Here is a 22,110-nt window from a genome sequence, read left to right as displayed (position 1 = left end):
AAAATATCTTCATGTCGACCACAGAAATTCTTTTGATCCGTCACGGCGAAACTGACTGGAACCTTGAACGCCGCCTGCAAGGCCATTTGGATATTGGGCTGAATGCCAAGGGATTGCTGCAGGCGCAGGCCCTCAAGCAAAGTCTGGAGGGCGTGCCGCTAGATGCCGTTTTTTGCAGCGACTTGCAGCGTGCGCGCCAAACCGCAGCGGCGCTGGCGTCGTCGCGCGGTCTGGCGTTGCAGATTGACGCCGGATTGCGCGAACGCTGTTTCGGGGCGCTGGAAGGCTTGCGTTATGAGGAGGCCGCCGAGCGCTTCCCGGCGGCCTATGCTGCGATGCGTCGCCGCGACATCGACGCGCGCTATCCGGCTGGTGTGTATGTTGCCGAAACCGGACGCGAGTTCTCGCAGCGTTCTGTCGGCACCTTGATGCGCTTGCTGGGCAGCGGCGATTACCGTCGTGTTGCAATCGTCACCCACGGCGGCGTACTCGATAGCATTTATCGATTTGCCAACGGCATGGACTATGGCACGCCACGCAGTTTTGAAGTTTTCAACGCCGGCATCAATCGCCTTAGCTGGAATATTGAGCAGCCAATGCAGTTGCGGATTGACGGTTGGGGCGACGTGACGCATCTGGATGCCATTGCATTGGACGAAATCGATCGATAGGCAACCATTTAAAAGTGCGGCGCTTGTGCTAACCTTTCCCAAAAGAATTAAAACAATGGGGCATAAGCGCCAACATGAAACTCAATCTCTTCCCATCCCGCGCCCAGCGCACTGCCGATTCCGGGCAATTGGCCGGGCCATCCATAGAATCCGTCGCATCGCCAACCCCGGACGCCGAGCGCCTGGCGCTGGTCGGGGTGTTGCATCGCTTGCTGCAGATGTTGCCGCAAGCCGACTGCGGTCGCGAAAGCATCACGCGTCTGTGTCAGATGATCTTGCCTGCAAGCCCGCATATACGACTGATATGGGTTGGGTTTTGCCAGGATGATTCGGCACCGATGATCAAGCCAACTGCCGTTGTGGGGCCGGCGGCGAGCGAGTCTGCCAGCTGGCGACTGAAGAAGGAGTGCTTCGATTACGTCGCTCCTTATGGTCAGGTGGCTGATTGGGATGCCGGGCAGGAGAGTGATTTTCATGCCTTGTTTTCACCGTGGCAGTCGAACCCGGACGCCTGCTCGGCCAAGGTGGCGCTGGCGATACCGTTGCGCTCGGAAAAGGCCGACATGCACGGCATGATGGTGTTTTATGCCGATCGCCCGGATTATTTTTTCGACACTGGCTTCCCGCCGTTCCAGGCCTTCGGGCATGTGTGCGAGGTGATCTGGAAGCAATCCAATTTATCGGATCTGCTAAGCCGCCACGCGCAATTGGATACTTTGACCGGCTTGCTGACCCGGCGCCGCATCGTGCACGTATACGAAGAGGCCGTGGCGGTGACCGCAACGGACGCATCGTCGTTGTCGATTTTGTATTGTCGCCTGGACGACTTTAACAAGATCAACGAGCTCTACGGTTGGGCGGTCGCCGACAATATCCTGGCGGCCTTTGCCAAGGACACCGGCACCCAGTTGCGTACCTCGGATAGGGGCGGGCGCTTGTGCGGTACGGAATTCCTGTACGTATTGCCGGCGACCGATGCGGCTCAGGTAAAAAATATTGCCGACAGATTTCTGGCGCATTTCATGCGTCATCCGGTCAATATAGAAAACTGGTCGATCCGGCTGGCATTGTCGGTTGGCGCCGCCACCTATGGCGCCGACGGCCGCGGGCTGGACGAGTTGATTCAATATGCGGTCCAACGCACGCAAAGTTCCGCCTCCTTAGCCGTGGACGAGTCCTGATCCGGCTGATGCGCCCGCGCTCAGAATCAACGAGCTGCCCGGCAATCGCGATAAAATGACGGCTTTCCTCTTGCAAGCTCACCCGAGTTATCTACATTGCCGTGAATATTGGCCCTTATTCCCTTCGCAACAACGTTTTTGTGGCGCCGATGGCGGGTGTCACCGACCGGCCATTCCGGCAACTTTGCAAGGAGCTGGGCGCTGGTTACGCCGTGTCGGAAATGGCCGCGTCCAATCCGCGCCTATGGCAGACCGAGAAAACTTCGCGCCGCATCAATCACGATGGCGAAATGGAGCCGCGCGCGGTACAGATCGCCGGCGCCGACCCGCTGATGCTGGCTGAATGTGCAAAATACAATGTCGATCACGGCGCGCAAATCATCGACATCAACATGGGTTGCCCGGTCAAGAAAGTGTGCAACAGCTGGTGCGGCTCGGCCTTGTTGCAGGACGAACAACTGGTGGCGCGGATTCTGGACGCAGTAGTGGCCGCGGTCGATGTGCCGGTGACGCTCAAGTTCCGGACCGGCTGGGATCGGCTCAACAAGAACGCATTGAATATCGCGCGACTGGCGGAGGCCAGCGGCATCGCCATGCTGACCTTGCATGGCCGGACTCGCGCCGATGGTTATAGCGGCGACGCCGAATACCAGACGATTGCCGCGGTGAAGGCAGCGGTGGCTATCCCGGTGGTGGCGAACGGCGATATCACGACGCCGGAAAAAGCCCGCCAGGTGCTGGAAATCACCAAAGCCGACGCCATCATGGTCGGGCGGGCAGCGCAGGGGCGGCCGTGGATATTCCGCGAGATCGAACATTTTTTGCGTACCGGCGAGTATTTACCCGCGCCGCGCGTGGCGGAAGTACAACACCTGATGGATGAACACTTGCGTGCACATTATGGTTTTTACGGCGACTACCTGGGCGTGCGTACCGCCCGCAAGCATATTGGCTGGTACGTCCGAGATCTGCCCGGGGGCGAGGCATTCCGACAACGGATGAACCTGCTGGAAGACTGCGGACAACAGTTGGCGGCAGTAAATAGCTTCTTTGAATCGCAGTTTGCGTATGGGGAGCGGTTACAATACCGGGTGGCCGAGCAGATGCTGGCGGCGTGAACCAGATCAACAAGAATAGCAAAGAAGAATGAGCAAAGAAAGTATTCAGGAAGTCGTTAAACAAAGCCTTGAAAAATATTTCAAGGATTTAGGCGAGCAGCCGCCGTCAAATATCTACGATATGGTGATTTCCACCGTGGAGAAGCCGGTATTGGAAGCGGTGATTGCGCGCGCCGAAGGTAACCAGTCGCATGCAGCCGAGATGCTGGGCATCAATCGCAACACCTTGCGCAAGAAGTTGCAGCAGCACGGGCTGTTGTAATTTTTGGCATTGTCATGAGCGCCAAGCAAACAATTCAGTGTAAATACTCAACAAGCATAAGCCACAACAAGTAATAAGCTGTGTTCAACGAGGTGCCATGGGGCCGGGTCACGGCGCTTAAGCCATGGCCCTCGGCTTTAAGTTCTTGTTTACCGTTGGCCGTTCCGTCTTCTTCATCACTTCCTGAGTTCTCATTATGATTAAACAAGCCCTTATTTCCGTATCCGATAAGACCGGGATACTCGATTTCGCACGTGCATTGTCGGCGCTGGGGGTGAATATTCTCTCGACGGGCGGCACCGCCAAGCTGCTGGCCGACAATGGCGTCCAGGTGACCGAGGTGGCGGATTACACCGGGTTCCCGGAAATGCTCGACGGCCGGGTTAAAACGCTGCATCCGAAAGTGCATGGCGGGATCCTGGCGCGGCGCGATTTTCCCGAGCACGTTGCGGCGTTGGCGCAGCATCAGATTCCGACCATCGACATGGTGGTGGTCAATCTGTATCCGTTTCAGCAGACGATCGCCAAAGAGCAATGCTCGCTTGAGGACGCGATTGAAAATATCGACATCGGCGGCCCTGCGATGTTGCGCTCGTCGGCCAAGAACCACAAAGATGTGATCGTGATTTGCGATCCGACCGATTACGCCGGCGTACTGGAAGAGTTGACTGCGAATCAAGGCGAGGTCGGTTACGGCACCAAATTCGCGCTGGCCAAGAAAGTGTTCGCCCATACCGCGCAATACGATGGTGCGATCACCAACTATTTCACTTCGCTGGGCGAAGACAAGCAGCACGCGACCCGCAGCGCCTATCCGGCAACACTGAATATGCACTTCGAAAAAGTGCAGGAAATGCGCTACGGCGAAAACCCGCATCAATCCGCCGCGTTCTATCGCGACACCAAGCGGATTGACGGCGCTTTGGCCAATTACACCCAGTTGCAGGGCAAAGAACTGTCATACAACAATATCGCCGATGCCGATGCCGCGTGGGAATGCGTGAAAACGTTTAACGAAACCGCCTGCGTCATCATCAAGCATGCCAATCCATGCGGCGTCGCCACTGGCGGCAGTCCGCTGGAGGCATACAGCAAGGCGTTCCAGACCGATCCGACTTCAGCTTTTGGCGGCATTATCGCCTTCAACCATGAGCTCGATGGCGTTGCCGCGGAAGCGATTGCCAAGCAATTCGTTGAAGTGCTGATCGCACCATCCTTCACCGAGCAGGCCAAACAGATCTTTGCCGGCAAGCAGAACGTCCGCTTGTTGGAAATCCCATTGGGCAGCGAGATCAACGCGTATGACTTCAAGCGTGTCGGCGGCGGTCTGCTGGTGCAATCGCCGGATGCCAAGAATGTCGCCCTGGCAGAACTTAAAGTGGTCAGCAAAAAACGGCCGACCCAGCAACAATTGCAGGATTTGATGTTTGCCTGGCGGGTTGCCAAGTTCGTCAAGTCGAACGCCATTGTGTTTTGCGGCAACGGCATGACTCTGGGCGTCGGCGCCGGTCAGATGAGCCGCGTCGATTCCGCCCGCATCGCCTCGATCAAGGCGCAAAACGCTGGCTTGTCGCTGGCCGGCTCGGCGGTCGCTTCGGATGCTTTCTTCCCGTTCCGCGATGGCCTGGATGTGGTGGTGGATGCCGGCGCGACTTGTGTGATTCAACCGGGCGGTTCGATGCGCGATCAAGAAATCATTGATGCCGCCGACGAGCGTGGTGTGGTCATGCTGCTGACTGGCACGCGTCATTTCCGCCATTAATCGCAAATAGGCAATTTGATAACCGAATGGTAGTTAATAGCGCTTCGCCCTTGCTCGCTGCGGCAACGGCGAAGCGTTTTGTTTTTTTTGCCCCAATATGAAAATCCTCGGTATCGACCCGGGTCTGCGGACTACGGGTTTTGGCGTCATCGACAAGCAGGGCAGCAAGCTCAGCTACATTGCGTCGGGCACCATCAAAACACCGGATACCGACTTGCCGCAGCGCCTGAAAGTTATTCTGGCCAGTGTCTCCGAAGTCATTCGCAGCTATGCGCCCGATTGTTCCGCGATCGAAAAAGTCTTCGTCAACGTCAACCCCCAATCAACGCTATTGCTCGGGCAGGCCCGCGGCGCCGCCATATGTGCGTTGGTGAGCGCTGACTTGATGGTGGCTGAATATACCGCTTTGCAGATCAAGCAGGCGGTGGCCGGTCACGGCAAGGCGCAGAAACAGCAGGTGCAGGATATGGTGCAACGCCTGCTCGCTTTACCCGGATTGCCCGGTACCGATGCCGCCGATGCATTGGCTGTGGCCATCTGTCATGCCCACAGTGGCGATGCGCTGGCGACCTTGGGCGCACTGGCCCCGAGTTTGGCCAAAAAGGGTTTGCGTGTGCGCGGCGGTCGTTTGGTTGGCTAGCGCTTACGCATTTTGCCGTTGCCTCACGCCTTGAGGCGATCCCTTCCTCCGCGTCGCCCCGCCCCGCGCTACGTACCTGCTTGTTGTGTCATTTCAGGTTGCTGAAAAACATGGCAATTGTAAGTTCTTGTGACAGGTTTGCTCTGCATAAACACATGTGTTTATCTAAGGCTTAACTTATACATCTTCAGATAAGTCCTTAATTCATTGGGGGAATTTGGATTTGCAGAAATTCAAAATCTCTTCGCTAAATGACGCTAAGTCATTGACTTTACTCAAATATTTGACAATTGCCGCCTGCTAAATGGCTTGACCTGGAATAGTGCATCCTCTAAAGTGGGTGGAAGTGTGGAAAAGTGTATTTTTGTGGGGCAATTTTACTTACCCAAAAGAACATGATTCCCAAAACCAGCTAATAAAACAGGAGTGTTTGCGGTGTTCCAGGGGGCGTCAGCATTAAATCTCGATGCGAAAGGACGGATGGCGGTGCCATCCAAGCATCGTGACGCGCTGACGGTCCAGTGCGAAGGCCGGCTGACGCTGACCAAGCACCCGCACGGTTGCCTGTTGCTATTCCCGCGCCCCACCTGGGAAACTCACCGTGAGCAAATTGCCAGCTGGCCGATGTCGGCACGCGCCTGGCAACGCATTTTCCTTGGTAACGCATCCGATGTTGAGCTCGATTCCGCCGGGCGGATCCTGGTCGCCCCAGAATTGCGGTCGGCGGTCGGCTTGACGCGTGACGTGATGCTGCTGGGGATGGGAAGCCATTTCGAGATTTGGGATGCGGCCAAGCTGGCCGAGAGCGAGTCGCAAGCAGTTGCGGCCGGCATGCCCGAAGTGTTAAGTAATTTTTCGTTTTAATGGTCCCGCGATGAGTGAGCAAGTGGTGCCCGAATTCCAGCACCGCACGGTGTTGCTGGACGAAGCTGTCGATGCGTTGGCAATTGCCGGCGCGCGCGCTGACGGCATTTATGTCGACGGCACCTTCGGACGCGGCGGACATAGCCGGAGAATTTTAGAAAAGCTGGGCCAACGCGGGCGATTGCTGGCGTTTGACAAGGATCCGCAAGCGATTGCCACCGCCGGCACCATCGTCGATCCGCGGTTCGAGATCGTGCACGACAGTTTTGCAACGATGGCGCAGGCTCTGCAACAACGGAATATTGCGCAGGTGGATGGGGTGCTGCTGGATCTAGGCATTTCATCGCCGCAGGTGGACGATGCCAGCCGGGGTTTCAGCTTCCGCGCCGATGGCCCGCTCGATATGCGGATGGATACTACCCGCGGCATGTCCGCCGCCGCGTGGCTGGCAAGCGCAGATGAAAAGTTAATCGGAAAGGTAATACGAGAATATGGGGAAGAACGGTTTGCTGTTCAGATTGCAAAGGCGATTGTTGCTGGCCGGGCAATCCAGCCAATTTCAAGCACACGACAGCTTGCCCAGATCGTGGCAAACGCCGTCAAAACCCGGGAGAAGGGCAAAGACCCGGCAACTCGCACCTTTCAGGCTATACGGATTTACATCAATCAAGAGCTTGAAGAACTCGAAATAGGGCTGGATAAGGCATTTCGGCAGATGGCACTGCAAGGGAGGTTGGTTGTGATCAGCTTTCACTCGCTGGAAGACCGGATCGTCAAACAGTTCATGGCCTCCAAGGCCAAGCTGCCGCAGCCTGACCGTCGCCTGCCGATTCGCGCCGTCGATCTGCCGCAGCCCGAATTGAAGCTGCTGGCCAGGATCAAGCCATCCGACGCCGAAGTCTCGGAAAATCCACGCGCCCGTTCCGCCATCATGCGCGTCGGCGAGCGTCTGGCCGGTAGCCCTTCAGCCGCAAGCGCGCCATCTGGAGCCGGACAGTGAGCAGCCGCCTCAATTTCGTACTGGCCCTGGCCGTCGTGCTGTGTTCGCTGGCGCTGGTCAACGCGCAATATCAGGCGCGTCAATTATTCATCGAGCTGGAGCGTTCGCAAAGCCAGGCGCGGCAGCTGGATATTGAATGGGCGCAATTGCAGCTCGATCAATCGACGCTCGGCAAAAACTCACGCATCGAGGCAAGCGCCACCCGCGACCTGAACATGGTGCCGTTGACGGCGGCTCGTACGCAATATCTGACAGTGGGGGAAAAATGACACGTAATCCTCCACGCAGCGCCCATGCATCGCGTGTCGCCGCCGCCAAAGGCGTACCGTTTTCGTCCAGCCCGGTACTGAAAGTGAAGTTGCCGGTATGGCGCTCGCGCGTCGTGCTGTTCGCCATGTTTGCCGCTTTTCTGGCATTGATTGGCCGGGCTCTATGGCTGCAAGGGATTTCCACCGATTTCCTGCAAAAGCAGGGTGCCTCGCGCTATGCGCGCACCTTGGAACTGCCGGCTACGCGCGGCAAAATCACTGACCGTAACGGTCAGGTATTGGCATCCTCGGTGCCGGTCAAGGCGGTCTGGGCGATCCCGGAAGACGTGCTGGATGCACCCAAGGAAAAATTGCAGCAACTGGCAAAATTGCTTGAGATGAGCGAGGCCGAGCTGCGCAAAAAACTCGATTCCGACCGTAGCTTCGTTTACCTGAAGCGGCAAGTCGAACCGGATACCTCCGACAAGATCGTCAAGCTCGGCATCCGCGGCGTCGAAACGCGCAAGGAATACAAACGCTACTACCCCGAAGGGGAGGTAATGGCGCACGTGGTCGGCTTTACCAACGTCGAAGACGCCGGTCAGGACGGCATGGAGCTGTCGCAGCAAAAAAACCTGGCCGGCACCACCGGTAGCCGTCGCGTGATCAAGGATAGGTTGGGGCGTATCGTCGAGGATATCGAAGCGGTCAAGGAGCCGCACGATGGCAAGGAGTTGGTGTTGTCGATCGACAGCAAGATCCAGTACATCGCCTTTACGCAATTGAAAGAGGCGGTCGAAAAGAGCAAGGCCAAAGCCGGCGGCATCGTCGTAGTGGACGCCAAGACCGGCGAGGTGCTGGCGCTTGCCAATTTGCCCTCTTACAACCCGAACGATCGCTCGGTATTGACCGGGGCGCAACTGCGCAATCGGGTGATGACCGATACCTTCGAGCCTGGCTCCACGCTGAAGCCATTCACCGTGGCTTTGGCGCTTGACACCAATCGCGTGCAGGCGACTACGACCTTCCAGATCCCCGATAAAATGACGATTGGTACCGCCACTATCGGCGATTCGCATCCGCATGGCGTGCTGACGATGAGCGTGGCTCAGATTATCCAGAAATCGTCCAACATCGGCACCGCCAAAATTGCCGCGCAAATGCCGGCTGAAGAAATGTGGGAGATGTTCACTACTGTTGGTCTTGGGCAGCAGCCGAAATTCGGTTTCCCAGGTGCGGTTGCCGGCCGTGTGCGCCCTTATAAATCGTGGCGTCCGATCGAGCAGGCGACCATGAGCTACGGCCACGGCATCTCGGTGTCGCTGATCCAGATGGCGCACGCATATACGATTTTTGCCCGCAACGGCGATTTTATTCCATTGACCTTCCAGAAGGTCACCGAGCCGCCGGTTGGGCAGCGGGTGGTATCCGAAAAGACTGCGCTCACCGTGCGAGCGATGCTGGAAACGGTCACCGCGCCTGGCGGCACCGCGCCCAAGGCGCAAGTGCCCGGCTATCGGGTCGGCGGCAAAACCGGCACCGCTTACAAGATCGAGGGCGGCAAATACGTCAAAAAATATATTGCCGACTTTGTCGGTTTTGCTCCGGCCTCTGATCCTCGCTTGATCATTGCGGTGATGGTCGACGAGCCCAGCGTGGGCTCGCATTTTGGTGGTGATGTGGCAGCGCCGGTGTTTGCGACGGTTGCCGCCAACGCCTTGCGGGCGCTGAACGTTGCGCCGGATTCGACCGTCACCAACATCATTATCCCGACCGAAGTGGTACAGGAGAGCATGTAATGAAGGCCATGAAGAAGCCAATGAAGACAACCTCGGTACGATTGGACGACATCCTGAACTGGTTGCGCGGACTGGCTCCGGCATCCGCCGCGGCGGCCGACCTGACTTCGGATTCACGCGCGGTCAAACCCGGCGATGTGTTCGTTGCCTATCCCGGCGATCATGCGGACGGCCGCAACTATATTGCGCAAGCGCTGCAAAAGGGTGCTTGCGCGGTGGTATATGAGGCGGATGGATTCGACTGGGATGTCAGTTGGGACGCGACCCATAAAGTGCCGCATCTGGCCGTCGCGGGCTTGAAACAAGCCGCCGGCCCGATTGCCAATGCCTACTATCAAAAGCCGGACGCCGGCATGCAAATCGTCGCCGTGACCGGCACCAATGGCAAGACCTCGTGCAGTCAATGGCTGGGGCATGCACTGTCGCATCTGGGGGAAATGACCGGGGTGGTCGGTACGCTGGGCGTGGGCGTGTTTGCCAAAGGCCAGCGCGGTGCGTTTCGGGAAACCGGCTATACCACGCCGGATGCCGTACTGTTGCAGCGCACCCTGGCGGAGATGCGCGACGCCGGAGTCGGCGCGCTGGCAATCGAGGCATCCTCGATCGGCCTGGAGCAAGGCCGTCTGAACGGCATGCATGTCGATATCGCCTTGTTCACCAATTTCACCCGCGATCATCTCGATTACCACGGCGACATGGCGCACTATGAGGCGGCCAAGCAGATGCTGTTCGACTGGCCCGGATTGCAGCATGCCGTGATCAATCTGGATGATGAAATGGGATTGCGGCTGGCGCGCCATCTGCAACAGAAGACGCAGGCGATTCCGGTGATCGGCTATGCGTTGACCGAGGTCGAGGCGGCAGCTGGCATCCCGGTATTGCGCGCCTCGGCGATCAAGACCAATGCCGGCGGCACCGTATTTCATGTGGAGTCGACGTTCGGCTCCGGCCAGATCAAAACCCGGCTGGTCGGCCAGTTCAATGTCAGCAATGTGCTCGGCATTCTGGGCGTGCTGCTGGCCAAAGGCGTTGTCTGGGCCGCGGCAGTCCATGCGATTGAACTGTTGACCGCGGTCCCCGGCCGCATGCAGCAATTCGGCGGCCAGGACGCGCCGCTGATCGTGATCGACTATGCGCATACCCCCGATGCGCTGGAAAAGACGCTGCATACCTTGCGCCAGGTGGCGCAGCAACGGCATGGCGAGTTGTGGTGCGTGTTCGGTTGCGGCGGCGATCGCGATCCGGGCAAGCGGCCGCAGATGGGCGCCGTCGCCGAGCTGGCGGATCACGTGATCGTGACCAGCGACAATCCGCGCAGTGAAGAGCCGGGCGCGATCATTGCGCAAATCCTGCACGGCATGCAATCGCCTGCGGCTGCGCTGACGCTGGAAGACCGGGCCGGCGCGATCCTGTGGGCGGTACGCCATGCGGCCAAGGCCGATGTGGTGCTGCTGGCAGGAAAAGGACATGAAACCTATCAAGAAATAAAAGGAAAGAAATTGCCGTTTTTGGACGCCGACCATACCGCGCTGGCATTGGCTGCGCGGGCCACGATGAAAGGCGGCCACGTATGAAGTCATCGCTGACCCAATTGCAGAGTTGGGTTCCCAATTCTTCCATCGTCGCTGCTGCTGGAGCCGCTCCGGTGGCGGTGACCGGCTTGACGACAGATAGTCGCGCGGTCGTGCCGGGCAATCTGTTTGTCGCGCTGCGCGGCGAACGTTTTGACGCGCATGACTTTTTGCCGCAGGTGGCGGCGCAAGGCGCGGCCGCGGTGGTGGTGGAGCGTGTACCTGCAAATCTTCCGGTCCCCGCGCTGGTGGTGCCAGATACGCGGCTCGCGCTGGGTGCGATTGGCCATCGCTGGCGCGCGCAATTCAAGCTGCCCTTGATCGCAGTGACCGGCAGCAACGGCAAAACCACTGTCAAGGAAATGATCGCGGCGATCCTGGCCGCGGCGTTTGGCGATGAGCAGTTTTTGGCCACGCGCGGCAACCTGAATAATGAGATCGGCGTGCCGTTGACCTTGCTGCGGTTGGAAGCGAGCCATCAGGCGGCAGTGGTTGAACTGGGCATGAACCATCCGGGCGAGATAGCGGTGCTGACCGCGCTGGCCGAACCGACCGTGGCACTGGTGAATAACGCGCAGCGCGAGCATCAGGAGTTCATGGCAACGGTCGAAGCGGTCGCCAAGGAAAACGGCGACGTGATTCGTGGCATGCCGGCCAGCGGGATTGCCGTGTTTCCTGCCGACGATCCGTATACCGCCTTGTGGCGCGACTACGCAGCGGACAAGGGCGGCAGCATTACCTTCGGCCTGTCCGCCGACGCCGATGTCAGCTGCACTTATAGCCAGGCGGCGAATGGTTTCGGCAGCGATTTGGCCGTCACCGTCGCGCTTGCCAACCCTGTACAAAAATTTGACATACAGCTGTCCGCCGCCGGCGAGCACAACGTGCGCAACGCACTCGCCGCGATTGCCTGCGCGTTGGCGATTGGGATCGAGGTCGCGGCCATCAAGCGCGGCCTGGAAGCGTTCGCTCCGGTCAGCGGCCGTCTGCAACGCAAGCTGGCGCAACGCGCCGCCTGCGCCGGTGCGCTGGTGATCGACGACACCTATAACGCCAATCCCGATTCGGTACGGGCCGCAATCGACGTGCTGGCCCAGGCCCCGGCCGACCAGCCGCGGTTGCTGGTATTGGGCGACATGGGCGAAGTCGGCAATGAAGGCCGCAAGTTTCACCAGGAAATCGGTGCTTATGCGCAGCAACGCGGCATCGCGCAGTTGTTCACGCTGGGCAAGTTGGCGGCTGACGCCAGTGCCGCCTTCGGCCCGCAAGCAAAACATTTTGTCGACCTGGCAGCGCTGCTGGCTGCGGTCGACGCTTATATGACACCGCATGCCACGGTGTTGGTAAAAGGATCGCGCTTCATGAAAATGGAACGCGTGGTGCAGCATCTGCTCGTCGCAACATCAGAAGGAAGTCACTAACATGCTGCTTTGGTTGGCACAATATTTACAGCAGGATTTCAGTGTCCTGCGGGTTTTCAATTTCATCACCTTTCGCGCCGTGTTCGCGACGCTGACGGCGTTGGCGATCGGCTTGATCGCAGGACCTGGCGTGATCCGCATGCTGGCGCGCCTGAAGGTCGGACAAGCGGTGCGTACCGATGGTCCGCAAACGCATTTGATCAAATCTGGTACGCCGACCATGGGCGGCGTGCTGATCCTGATTGCGATCGGTATTTCAACTTTGCTGTGGAGCGACCTGAGCAACCGTTTCGTCTGGATCGTGCTGGTGGTGACGCTGGGTTTTGGTGCCATCGGCTGGGTCGACGACTATCGCAAGGTGGTCTACAAGGACCCGAACGGCATGCGCTCGCGCGAGAAATATTTCTGGCAATCGGTGATCGGCGTGGTGGCGGCAGTGTATCTGGCGTTCTCGGTATCGGCGCCGAACAATACCCAGGTCTGGGATTTGTTCGTGGCCTGGGTGCAGTCCGGTTTCAGCCTGGATTTGCCGCCGAAGGCCGATTTGATCGTGCCGTTCTTCAAAACCGTCAGCTATCCGCTGGGCGTCTGGGGCTTCATGGCGCTGACTTATTTCGTCATCGTCGGCACCAGCAACGCGGTGAATCTGACCGATGGCCTGGACGGCCTGGCGATCATGCCGACGGTCATGGTCGGCTCCGCCCTCGGACTGTTTGCCTATCTGACCGGTAACGTGACCTTTGCCAAATATCTGCTGATTCCGCATATCCCCGGCGCCGGCGAACTGCTGATTTTCTGCGGCGCGATGGCCGGTGCCGGCCTGGCTTTCCTTTGGTACAACGCCTATCCGGCGCAGGTATTCATGGGCGACGTCGGCGCGCTGGCGCTGGGCGGCGCGCTGGGCACCGTGGCCGTCATCGTGCGGCAGGAAATCGTGTTGTTCATCATGGGCGGCATCTTTGTGGTCGAAACGCTGTCGGTGATGGTCCAGGTGGTGTATTTCAAGTTCACCAAGAAGCGTTACGGAGTCGGTCGGCGGGTGCTGCTGATGGCGCCGCTGCACCACCACTATGAGCAAAAAGGCTGGAAAGAAACGCAGGTGGTCGTGCGTTTCTGGATCATCTCGATGATGCTGGTGTTGTTTGGACTTTCCACTCTGAAGTTAAGGTAATGAACGCTGCGGTCATGACATACACGGGTAAACATGTTCTGGTACTAGGCTTGGGCGAGTCCGGCCTGGCATGCGCATTGTGGCTGGCACACTGCGGCGCGAGCGTGCGCGTGGCCGATACCCGCAGTGCGCCTGAGCGCCTGCCGCAATTGCGGCAAGCGATAGCGGATGTCGAATTTGTCGGCGGCGGCGACAGTTTTGCTCCGAGTTTGCTCGACGGCATCGACTTTGTCGCAGTCAGTCCCGGCCTAATACCAAGCAAGGAATTGAAGGACATCATCCCAGCCGCGGCCGCCGCCAATATCCCGGTATGGGGCGAGATCGAGCTATTCGCGCAAGCCCTGGCGGCATTGCGCGAGAGTCAGGCGTATGCGCCGAAAGTGATTGCGATCACCGGCACCAACGGCAAAACCACCGTCACCAGTTTGACCGGCTTGCTGTGCGAACGAGCCGGCTTGACGGTGCAGGTGGCCGGCAATATCAGTCCGGCCGCGCTGGATGTGTTGCGCACCGCACTGGAGCAAAACGCGTTGCCGCAGGTCTGGGTGCTGGAATTGTCGAGCTTCCAGTTGCATACCACTTACAGCCTGCAAGCCGACGCCGCGACCATCCTCAATATCACGCAAGACCATCTGGATTGGCATGGCGATATGGCGGCCTATGCGGCCGACAAGGCGCGCATCTTCGGCAGCGATACCACGCGCGTATTGAACCGCGACGATGCATTGGTGATGCAGTTCCAGACGTCGAAGAGCTTGAGTTTCGGCTTCGACGAGCCGACCCAGGGTGATTGTTTCGGCCTGGTCAGCGATCACGGCATGCAATGGCTGACGGTAGCCGTGCCGGCGGAAGAGACTGAAAAGGAAGCAAAGAAACGCGGCAAGAAAGAGCAGCCCGAATTGCCGGTCTCGATCAAACGCCTGATGCCGGCCGATGCGCTGCGCATTCGCGGCCGCCACAATGCAGCCAATGCGCTGGCGGCACTGGCATTGTGCCGCGCCATCGACTTGCCGTTCGCACCGCTATTGCACGGCCTGCGCGAGTATCACGGCGAGCCGCATCGGGTCGAACTGGTGACCACCATCGGCGGCGTCGAATACTACGACGACAGCAAAGGCACCAATGTCGGCGCCACGGTAGCGGCCTTGAACGGCCTCGGTCGCGGTTCCGACAACGACGGCAATGCCAGCCGCCTGGTATTGATCGCCGGCGGCGACGGCAAAGGGCAGGACTTTGCGCCATTGGCAGAGCCGCTGGCTACTTATGGTCGGGCGCTGGTCTTGATCGGCCGCGACGCCGCCGCAATTCAAGTAGCGGTTGAGAGCCGGACGCAAGCAGCGAGGGTCGAGATCGTCAGCTGCGCGACGCTGGAACAAGCGGTGCAGCGCGCTGCCGAGCTGGCACAGCCAGGCGACGCGGTATTGCTGTCGCCGGCTTGCGCCAGTTTCGACATGTTCCGTAATTACGCGCATCGGGCCCAGGTGTTTGTCGATGCGGTGCGCGAGCTGGCCTTGTCGCGCGGCGAGGTCGGCCTATGAAATTCGCCTTTCCATCTTTTTCGGCCAAGCCTGCGGACAGCCCTGCGTCCCGGCCGCGCACGCTCGACAGCCAGAAGTCCGGCGCCCAGCGTTCGAAAATGATGGAGTACGACCAGCCGCTGGTGTGGGTGGTGGTGCTGCTGATGCTGCTCGGACTGGTCATGGTGTACTCGGCCTCCATCGCGTTGCCGGACTCGCCCAAGTATGCGAACTACAGCAACGCCCACTTCCTGGTGCGGCAGGCGATTTTTATCGGCGTCTCGCTGGTCGCCGGCTTGTTTACATTCCGTATCCCGATCGCTACCTGGCAGCGGGCCGCGCCCTATTTGTTCGTGATTACCCTGGTATTGCTGGCGATGGTGCTGGTGCCCGGCCTGGGGCGAGGGGTCAACGGCGCCAAGCGCTGGCTGTCGTTCCGCGTATTTAATTTGCAGCCGTCGGAATTAATGAAGCTATTCATTGTCTTGTATGCAGCCAACTACACGGTGCGCAAGCAGCAAGTGATGCACAAGCTGACCAAGGGTTTCTTGCCGATGACGGCTGCGGTCGGTGTGGTCGGTCTGCTGTTGTTGCTGGAGCCGGATCTCGGCGCGCTGGGCGTGATCGTCTGCATCGCGATGGGGATTCTGTTTTTGGGTGGCATCAACGGCATCTGGTTCGGCGGCATCGGCGCCGTGCTGGCCGGCTTGTTCACGCTGGTGATCTGGCTGTCGCCGTGGCGTCGCGAGCGGATTTTTGCCTACCTGAATCCGTGGACGGAGGAAAACGCCCTGGGCAAGGCTTACCAGTTGTCACACTCGCTGATCGCGTTCGGACGCGGCGAATTGTTCGGCGTCGGCCTCGGGGCCAGCGTGGAGAAATTGCATTATTTGCCGGAAGCGCATACCGACTTTTTGTTGGCGGTGATTGGTGAGGAATTGGGTTTTGTCGGCGTGCTGGTGGTGGTCATGCTGTTTTACTGGATCATCAAGCGCGCCTTTGAAATCGGCCGGCAGGCGATCGCGATGGAACAAACATTTGCCGGCTTGACCGCCAAGGGCATCGGCATCTGGATCGGGGTGCAAACCTTTATCAACATGGGCGTCAATCTGGGACTGTTGCCGACCAAAGGCCTGACTTTGCCGCTGATGAGTTACGGCGGCTCCGGCGTGCTGATCAACTGCATCGGCCTGGCAATCCTGTTGCGCATCGACTACGAGAACCGGGTCATGATGCGGGGAGGACGGTCATGAAGCGCTTATTGATCATGGCGGCCGGTACCGGCGGGCATATCTTCCCGGGGCTGGCGATTGCCGACACGATGCGCGCTCGCGGCTGGCAAGTGACGTGGCTGGGAACAACGCATGGCATGGAATGCGAGCTGGTGCCGCGCCATGCTATCGAGATGGACCGGATTGAATTTTCCGGATTGCGCGGCAAAGGCTGGCTGCATACCTTGCGCGGCGTGTGGCGGCTGTTGCTCAGTTTCCCGGCGTGCTTCGGCATCATCGGCCGCCGCCAGGCCGATGTGGTGCTGGGGATGGGCGGCTATGTGACGGTGCCGGGCGGTGCGATGGCGCGCTTGCGCGGCGTGCCGCTGGTGCTGGTGAATGCCGATGCGGCGTTGCTGTTGTCGAACAAAACCCTGACGCCGCTGGCGCAGCGCGTGTTGTTCGGTTTCCCGGCGGATTTCGGCCGGGCCGCAAAAAAGGCGCTGGTGACCGGCAACCCGGTGCGCCGGGAAATCATGGCGCTGCCGCTGCCGGCGCAGCGTTATGGCGGTCGCAGCGGGCCGCTGCGCTTGTTGGTGGTCGGCGGCAGCCTGGGCGCGAAGGCGCTCAACGATTGCTTGCCGGCAGCACTGGCCTTGATTCCGGCCGAATCGCGGCCGAGCGTGACGCATCAATCCGGCAAGCAGCATATCGATGCCTTGCGCAACGCTTATGCGGCGGCCGGCGTGACGGCGGAAGTGGTGGCGTTTATCGACGACATGCCGCGCCGTTATGCCGATGCCGATCTGGTGCTTTGTCGCGCAGGCGCGATCACGGTGTCGGAACTGACCGCGGCCGGCGTCGCCAGCGTGCTGGTGCCGCTGGTGGCATCGACCACTTCGCATCAGCGCGAAAACGCGCGCTGGATGGCGAATCAGCAAGCGGCAATCCATTTGCCGCAAACGGAATTGAATAAAGAACGCCTGGCCGCGTTGTTGATGCAGACCTCGCGTCAGGACTGCCAAACGATGGCACAGGCAGCATATGAAAACGGCAGGCGCGATGCGAATCAGGCCATCGCGCAGGTACTTGAAGAATTGGCAGGTGATGTATGAAACACAAAGTAAAGAATATCCATTTCGTCGGCATCGGCGGCAGCGGTATGAGCGGCATCGCCGAGGTGTTATTGAACCTTGGCTATACCGTATCGGGCTCCGATCTCGGCAGCAATGCCGCGACCCGTCGCCTGATCAGCCTCGGCGCCAAGGTGACGCAAGGCCATGCGGCCAAGAACATCGAGCAGGCGCACGCGATCGTCACGTCGACCGCGGTGCAGGCCGACAATCCGGAAGTCGTCGCCGCGCGCGAAAAACATATCCCTATCGTGCCACGGGCCGTCATGTTGGCGGAGTTGATGCGTCTCAAGCGCGGTATCGCGATTGCCGGTACGCACGGCAAAACCACCACCACCAGCCTGGTTGCCAGCATCCTGGCGCAAGGCGGACTGGACCCGACGTTTGTGATTGGCGGCCGCCTGACCAGCGCTGGCGCCAACGCCAAACTGGGCTCGGGCGATTTCATCGTGGCCGAGGCCGACGAGTCTGATGCCTCTTTCCTGAATTTGTCGCCGGTGATCGAAGTCATCACGAACATCGATGCCGATCACATGGAAACCTACGATCACGATTTCAACAAGCTGAAACAGGCTTTCGTCGAGTTCACCCAGCGTCTGCCGTTTTACGGCGTGGCCGTGTTGTGCCTGGACGATGCCAACGTGCGGGAAATCATGCCGCAGATTTCCAAACTGATTACCACCTACGGCTTCCATGAGGATGCCGATGTGCGTGCGATCGACGCCAAGGCGGTGGCCGGCCACATGCAATTCACGGTGATCCAGAAAGGCTATGCGGCGATGCCGATCAGCCTTAACCAGCCGGGCATGCACAACGTCCAGAACGCCTGCGCAGCGATTGCCATCGCTCGCGAATTGGGCGTCGCTGACGCCGCGATTCAACAGGCGTTGACCGAATTTAACGGCGTCGGCCGCCGCTTCACCCGCTACGGCGAAATCAAGTTGCACGACGCCGACGGCAAGACTACCGGCGAGTTCGCGCTGGTGGACGATTACGGCCATCATCCGGTGGAAACCGCCGCCACCATCCAGGCGGCGCGCGGCGCTTATCCCGGACGGCGGCTGGTGCTGGCGTTTCAGCCGCACCGCTACACCCGCACCCGCGACCTGTTTGAAGATTTTGTCAAAGTGTTGGCCACCGTCGATGTACTGGTGCTGGCCGAGGTGTACGCCGCCGGCGAATCGCCGCTGGTGGCCGCCGACGGTCGCGCGCTGGCGCACGCATTGCGGGTGGCCGGCATGGCGGAATTGGTATTTGTCGAAGACATCGCAGACATGCCGGCGGCCATCCTCAACATCGCTCGCGACGGTGACGTGGTGATGACGATGGGCGCCGGCTCGATCAGCGGCGTGCCGGCCAAATTGGCGAAATTGCTTGAGCCGTAACCGGTCAATCACTGAGTAGCAAAGACAATCGAAAGAGATGAGTAAACAAATTATGGCTAATCAATTCGGGAAAGTCGGAGTGTTGTTCGGCGGCCGTTCGGCCGAGCGCGAAGTCTCCAATATGTCTGGAGCCGGGGTGCTGCAGGCTTTGCAAAGCCGCGGCGTGGATGCCTACCCCTTCGATCCGGCGCAGCGCAGTCTGGCGGAACTGGCGGCGGAAAAATTCGATCGCGTGTTTATCGCATTGCACGGACGTTACGGCGAAGACGGCACCTTGCAAGGCGCATTGGAGCAGCTGGGCATTCCTTACACAGGTCCCGGCGTCATGGCGTCCGCGATTGCGATGGATAAGGTCATGACCAAGCGCATCTGGCAAAGCATGGGCTTGCCGACGCCGCGTTTTGCGGTGCTGGATTCGAAAACCACCTCGCCCGCAGAATTGCAGCAAGTGCCGGATGTGCTGGGCCTGCCGCTGATGCTGAAGGCGCCGCACGAAGGTTCCACCATCGGCATCAGCAAGGTGACGGATCGCGCCGGGATGGATGACGGTTTCGCGCTGTGCGCCAAATACGATGAAGTGGTGCTGGCGGAGGAATTCATCAGCGGCCGCGAGTTGACCGTGCCGGTGCTGGGCGCCGGACGCGACGCCCGCGCGTTGCCTATCGTCGAGATTCGTGCGCCGGAAGGCAACTACGACTATCAGCATAAATACTTTACCGACGACACCCAGTATCTCTGTCCGGCGCCGTTGGATGAGGCGTTGACGCAACGGATACAGGCGCTGGCGGTGCAGGCATTCAATGCGCTCGGATGCGTGGGCTGGTCGCGCGTGGACTTTATGCTGCGCGCTGCGGACAACGAGCCTTTCCTGCTGGAGATCAATACCTCGCCGGGCATGACCAGTCATTCGCTGGTGCCGATGTCGGCCAAGGCCGCCGGGGTCAGCTATGAAGATTTATGCGTCGAGATCTTGAGTTCGGCCGCACTCGATTTGACGCCTTCGAAAGACTGGGCGCCGATCTGAGCGTGGCGCGGAAAAAATAAACAAGCGGGTATTTACCTAAATTTACGTAATCGGCTCAATAAGTCAGAGATAAAGACGATAACCAACCATGTGGCAAGACATCAAAATGTTGAACGCAATCTCCAGCGCCTTGTTTGGCCTGGTGGCGCTCGCATTGCTGGCGTCGGGCATCTGGTGGCTGGCGCAGCGGCCGATGTTTACGTTGAAGGTGATTCGGGTGGAAGGCGCTGAACGTAGCGAGCTGCGACGGATCAATCCATTGACCATCCGCGCCAGCGCACTGCCTCGGATCAAGGGCAATTTCTTTACCGCTAACCTGGACACGGTGCGTACCGCGTTCGAATCCGTGCCTTGGGTGCGCAAGGCGGCGGTCCAGCGTGAATGGCCGAATAAATTGATCGTGACGCTGGAAGAGCATCAGGCGCTCGGCACCTGGGACGACGATGGCCGTTTGCTGTCGGTGCATGGCGATTTGTTTACGGCCAATCTGGACGAAGCGGAAGAAGACGGCGCCTTGTTGCGGTTCTCCGGTCCGGCCGGCAGCGAGAAGGACGTGGTGGCGCGGCTGGCGGATTTCCGGCAATGGTTTGAGCCGCTGGCGCTAAGCCCGGTCGAAGTGAATCTGTCGAGCCGCTATGCATGGGCGGTCAAGCTGAGTAATGGCATGGCGGTGGAATTGGGACGCGAACAGGACAAGAACACGCTGAAGGACCGGGTCGGTCGACTGGTCCAGATTTATCCGCAATTGCTGACGCGTCTGCAGAACCGGATTGAAAGCGTGGATATGCGGTATCCGAATGGTCTGGCGCTAAAGGCTAGTGGTTTGGCCTCCGGATTGGGAAGCAAGAAAAAATAAACGAAACACTATGACAAAAGACGCTAAAAATTTGATCGTCGGTCTGGACATCGGCACCGCCAAAGTGGTGGCGGTTGTGGCCGAGGTATTGCCCGACGGGCGGCATGAAGTCATTGGACTGGGCCAGGCCGAATCCAAGGGGCTGAAGAAAGGCGTGGTGGTCAATATCGAGGCCACGGTCGAGTCGATCCAGCGCGCGCTGGAAGAGGCCGAGCTGATGGCTGACTGCAAGATCCGCAATGTCTACACCGGCATCGCGGGCAGCCATATTCGCAGCTTCAATTCAAGCGGCATGGTGGCGATCAAGGACAAGGAAGTCAGCGCCGCCGACGTCTCGCGCGTTATAGAAACCGCCAAGGCCGTCAATATCCCGACCGATCAGCAATTGCTGCATACCGTACCGCAGGAATTCATCGTCGACAGTCAGGAAGACGTGCGCGAACCGATCGGCATGAGCGGCATCCGGCTTGAGGTCAAGGTGCATATCGTGACCGGCGCCGTGTCGGCGGTGCAAAACATCGTCAAGTGCGTGCGTCGTTGCGGTCTGGAAGTGTCCGACCTGATCCTGCAACCGATGGCGGCTGCCGATGCGGTGCTGACCTCGGATGAGAAAGAGCTGGGCGTGGTGCTGGTGGATATCGGCGGCGGCACCACCGACGTCGCAGTGTTTACCGAGGGCGCGATTCGGCATACCGCGGTGATTCCGATTGCCGGCGACCAGATTACCAACGACATCGCGATGGCATTGCGCACGCCGACCAGCGAGGCGGAAGAAATCAAATTGCGTTATGGCGTCGCCAAGCAGATTCTGGCGGACCCTAACGAAACGCTGGAAGTGCCGGGCTTGGGCGATCGCAATCCGCGCACTTTGTCGCGTCAGGCATTGGCCGCCGTGATCGAGCCGCGGGTGGAAGAGTTGTTCGCGCTGGTGCATCAGGTGGTGCGCGAGTCCGGATACGAAGAAGTCTTATCCAGCGGCATCGTGCTGACCGGCGGCTCGGCAATCATGCCTGGCATGATCGAACTGGCCGAAGATATTTTCCTGAAACCGGCGCGTCTCGGCACGCCGGAATACAGCGGCCAGCTGGCGGACGTCGTGCGCAGCCCGCGCTATTCGACCGTGCTGGGTTTGCTGCTGGAAGCGAAAAAACAATACCTGCGCGGTTACATCGTGACGCGTCAGGAAGGTTCTGCCAAAGCCATCTGGCAGCGCATGAAGGAATGGTTCTTGGGTAATTTTTAAGTGCTTTAACCTGCCGTAGGCATTGGTTTCAGT

General features: G+C 59.3%; 20 protein-coding genes. All 20 read left to right on the top strand.

Going from position 1 to position 22,110, the window contains the following annotated elements:
• Positions 1 to 11 precede the first annotated feature (11 nt).
• Positions 12 to 671: a histidine phosphatase family protein gene (locus ACFPM8_RS21300; protein ID WP_379000769.1), complete on the top strand. Its 660-nt coding sequence runs from the start codon at positions 12 to 14 to the stop codon at positions 669 to 671.
• A 74-nt stretch (positions 672 to 745) separates the two neighbouring features.
• Positions 746 to 1,852 (top strand): GGDEF domain-containing protein, encoded by a 1,107-nt coding sequence (locus ACFPM8_RS21295; RefSeq protein ID WP_379000767.1) that lies wholly within the window; start codon positions 746 to 748, stop codon positions 1,850 to 1,852.
• Between the two features lie 101 nt (positions 1,853 to 1,953).
• A complete protein-coding gene (gene dusB, locus ACFPM8_RS21290; RefSeq protein ID WP_379000765.1) occupies positions 1,954 to 2,970 on the top strand; it encodes a tRNA dihydrouridine synthase DusB in 1,017 nt (338 codons plus the stop codon).
• Between the two features lie 28 nt (positions 2,971 to 2,998).
• The gene (locus tag ACFPM8_RS21285; protein ID WP_379000764.1) at positions 2,999 to 3,232 is read left to right on the top strand and encodes a Fis family transcriptional regulator; all 234 of its coding nucleotides are present in this window, start codon (positions 2,999 to 3,001) and stop codon (positions 3,230 to 3,232) included.
• A 196-nt stretch (positions 3,233 to 3,428) separates the two neighbouring features.
• Complete coding sequence (gene purH / locus ACFPM8_RS21280; protein WP_379000762.1) at positions 3,429 to 4,994, top strand: bifunctional phosphoribosylaminoimidazolecarboxamide formyltransferase/IMP cyclohydrolase; 1,566 nt, start codon at positions 3,429 to 3,431, stop codon at positions 4,992 to 4,994.
• Between the two features lie 97 nt (positions 4,995 to 5,091).
• Positions 5,092 to 5,634, top strand: coding sequence for a crossover junction endodeoxyribonuclease RuvC (gene ruvC, locus ACFPM8_RS21275; RefSeq protein WP_379000761.1), 543 nt, complete (start codon positions 5,092 to 5,094; stop codon positions 5,632 to 5,634).
• A 435-nt stretch (positions 5,635 to 6,069) separates the two neighbouring features.
• Positions 6,070 to 6,498, top strand: coding sequence for a division/cell wall cluster transcriptional repressor MraZ (mraZ, locus tag ACFPM8_RS21270; protein WP_379000759.1), 429 nt, complete (start codon positions 6,070 to 6,072; stop codon positions 6,496 to 6,498).
• 10 nt (positions 6,499 to 6,508) lie between these two features.
• Positions 6,509 to 7,498 carry a 16S rRNA (cytosine(1402)-N(4))-methyltransferase RsmH gene (rsmH, locus tag ACFPM8_RS21265; RefSeq protein ID WP_379000758.1) on the top strand — a complete coding sequence of 330 codons (990 nt, stop codon included), beginning with the start codon at positions 6,509 to 6,511 and terminating at the stop codon, positions 7,496 to 7,498.
• Positions 7,495 to 7,767, top strand: coding sequence for a cell division protein FtsL (gene ftsL / locus ACFPM8_RS21260; RefSeq protein WP_379000756.1), 273 nt, complete (start codon positions 7,495 to 7,497; stop codon positions 7,765 to 7,767). The genes rsmH and ftsL overlap by 4 nt, the downstream gene beginning before the upstream one ends.
• The gene (locus tag ACFPM8_RS21255; protein WP_379000754.1) at positions 7,764 to 9,545 is read left to right on the top strand and encodes a peptidoglycan D,D-transpeptidase FtsI family protein; all 1,782 of its coding nucleotides are present in this window, start codon (positions 7,764 to 7,766) and stop codon (positions 9,543 to 9,545) included. Before ftsL ends, ACFPM8_RS21255 begins: the two co-directional genes overlap by 4 nt.
• An 8-nt stretch (positions 9,546 to 9,553) precedes the next feature.
• On the top strand, positions 9,554 to 11,119 hold the full coding sequence (locus ACFPM8_RS21250; protein WP_379000855.1) for a UDP-N-acetylmuramoyl-L-alanyl-D-glutamate--2,6-diaminopimelate ligase: 1,566 nt from the start codon (positions 9,554 to 9,556) through the stop codon (positions 11,117 to 11,119).
• Positions 11,116 to 12,537: a UDP-N-acetylmuramoyl-tripeptide--D-alanyl-D-alanine ligase gene (locus ACFPM8_RS21245; RefSeq protein WP_379000752.1), complete on the top strand. Its 1,422-nt coding sequence runs from the start codon at positions 11,116 to 11,118 to the stop codon at positions 12,535 to 12,537. Before ACFPM8_RS21250 ends, ACFPM8_RS21245 begins: the two co-directional genes overlap by 4 nt.
• Before the next feature lies 1 nt (position 12,538).
• Positions 12,539 to 13,708, top strand: a complete 1,170-nt coding sequence (gene mraY / locus ACFPM8_RS21240; protein ID WP_379000750.1) for a phospho-N-acetylmuramoyl-pentapeptide-transferase — start codon at positions 12,539 to 12,541, stop codon at positions 13,706 to 13,708.
• A gap of 14 nt (positions 13,709 to 13,722) precedes the next feature.
• The gene (gene murD / locus ACFPM8_RS21235; RefSeq protein ID WP_379000748.1) at positions 13,723 to 15,246 is read left to right on the top strand and encodes a UDP-N-acetylmuramoyl-L-alanine--D-glutamate ligase; all 1,524 of its coding nucleotides are present in this window, start codon (positions 13,723 to 13,725) and stop codon (positions 15,244 to 15,246) included.
• Complete coding sequence (gene ftsW / locus ACFPM8_RS21230; RefSeq protein WP_379000746.1) at positions 15,243 to 16,478, top strand: putative lipid II flippase FtsW; 1,236 nt, start codon at positions 15,243 to 15,245, stop codon at positions 16,476 to 16,478. Before murD ends, ftsW begins: the two co-directional genes overlap by 4 nt.
• Positions 16,475 to 17,551, top strand: a complete 1,077-nt coding sequence (gene murG / locus ACFPM8_RS21225; RefSeq protein ID WP_379000744.1) for an undecaprenyldiphospho-muramoylpentapeptide beta-N-acetylglucosaminyltransferase — start codon at positions 16,475 to 16,477, stop codon at positions 17,549 to 17,551. The genes ftsW and murG overlap by 4 nt, the downstream gene beginning before the upstream one ends.
• Positions 17,548 to 18,954, top strand: a complete 1,407-nt coding sequence (gene murC / locus ACFPM8_RS21220) for a UDP-N-acetylmuramate--L-alanine ligase (RefSeq protein WP_379000743.1) — start codon at positions 17,548 to 17,550, stop codon at positions 18,952 to 18,954. The genes murG and murC overlap by 4 nt, the downstream gene beginning before the upstream one ends.
• A 52-nt stretch (positions 18,955 to 19,006) precedes the next feature.
• Positions 19,007 to 19,978, top strand: coding sequence for a D-alanine--D-alanine ligase (locus tag ACFPM8_RS21215; protein WP_379000741.1), 972 nt, complete (start codon positions 19,007 to 19,009; stop codon positions 19,976 to 19,978).
• A gap of 88 nt (positions 19,979 to 20,066) precedes the next feature.
• Positions 20,067 to 20,834, top strand: coding sequence for a cell division protein FtsQ/DivIB (locus tag ACFPM8_RS21210; RefSeq protein ID WP_379000739.1), 768 nt, complete (start codon positions 20,067 to 20,069; stop codon positions 20,832 to 20,834).
• Between the two features lie 10 nt (positions 20,835 to 20,844).
• Positions 20,845 to 22,077, top strand: coding sequence for a cell division protein FtsA (ftsA, locus tag ACFPM8_RS21205; RefSeq protein ID WP_379000737.1), 1,233 nt, complete (start codon positions 20,845 to 20,847; stop codon positions 22,075 to 22,077).
• Positions 22,078 to 22,110 lie beyond the last annotated feature (33 nt).

Source organism: Paraherbaspirillum soli (assembly GCF_042654985.1).
Classification (GTDB): Bacteria; Pseudomonadota; Gammaproteobacteria; order Burkholderiales; family Burkholderiaceae_D; genus Paraherbaspirillum; species Paraherbaspirillum soli.
Note: the sequence above shows the minus strand (reverse complement) of the source record. Positions and strands in the feature narration are given on the sequence as shown.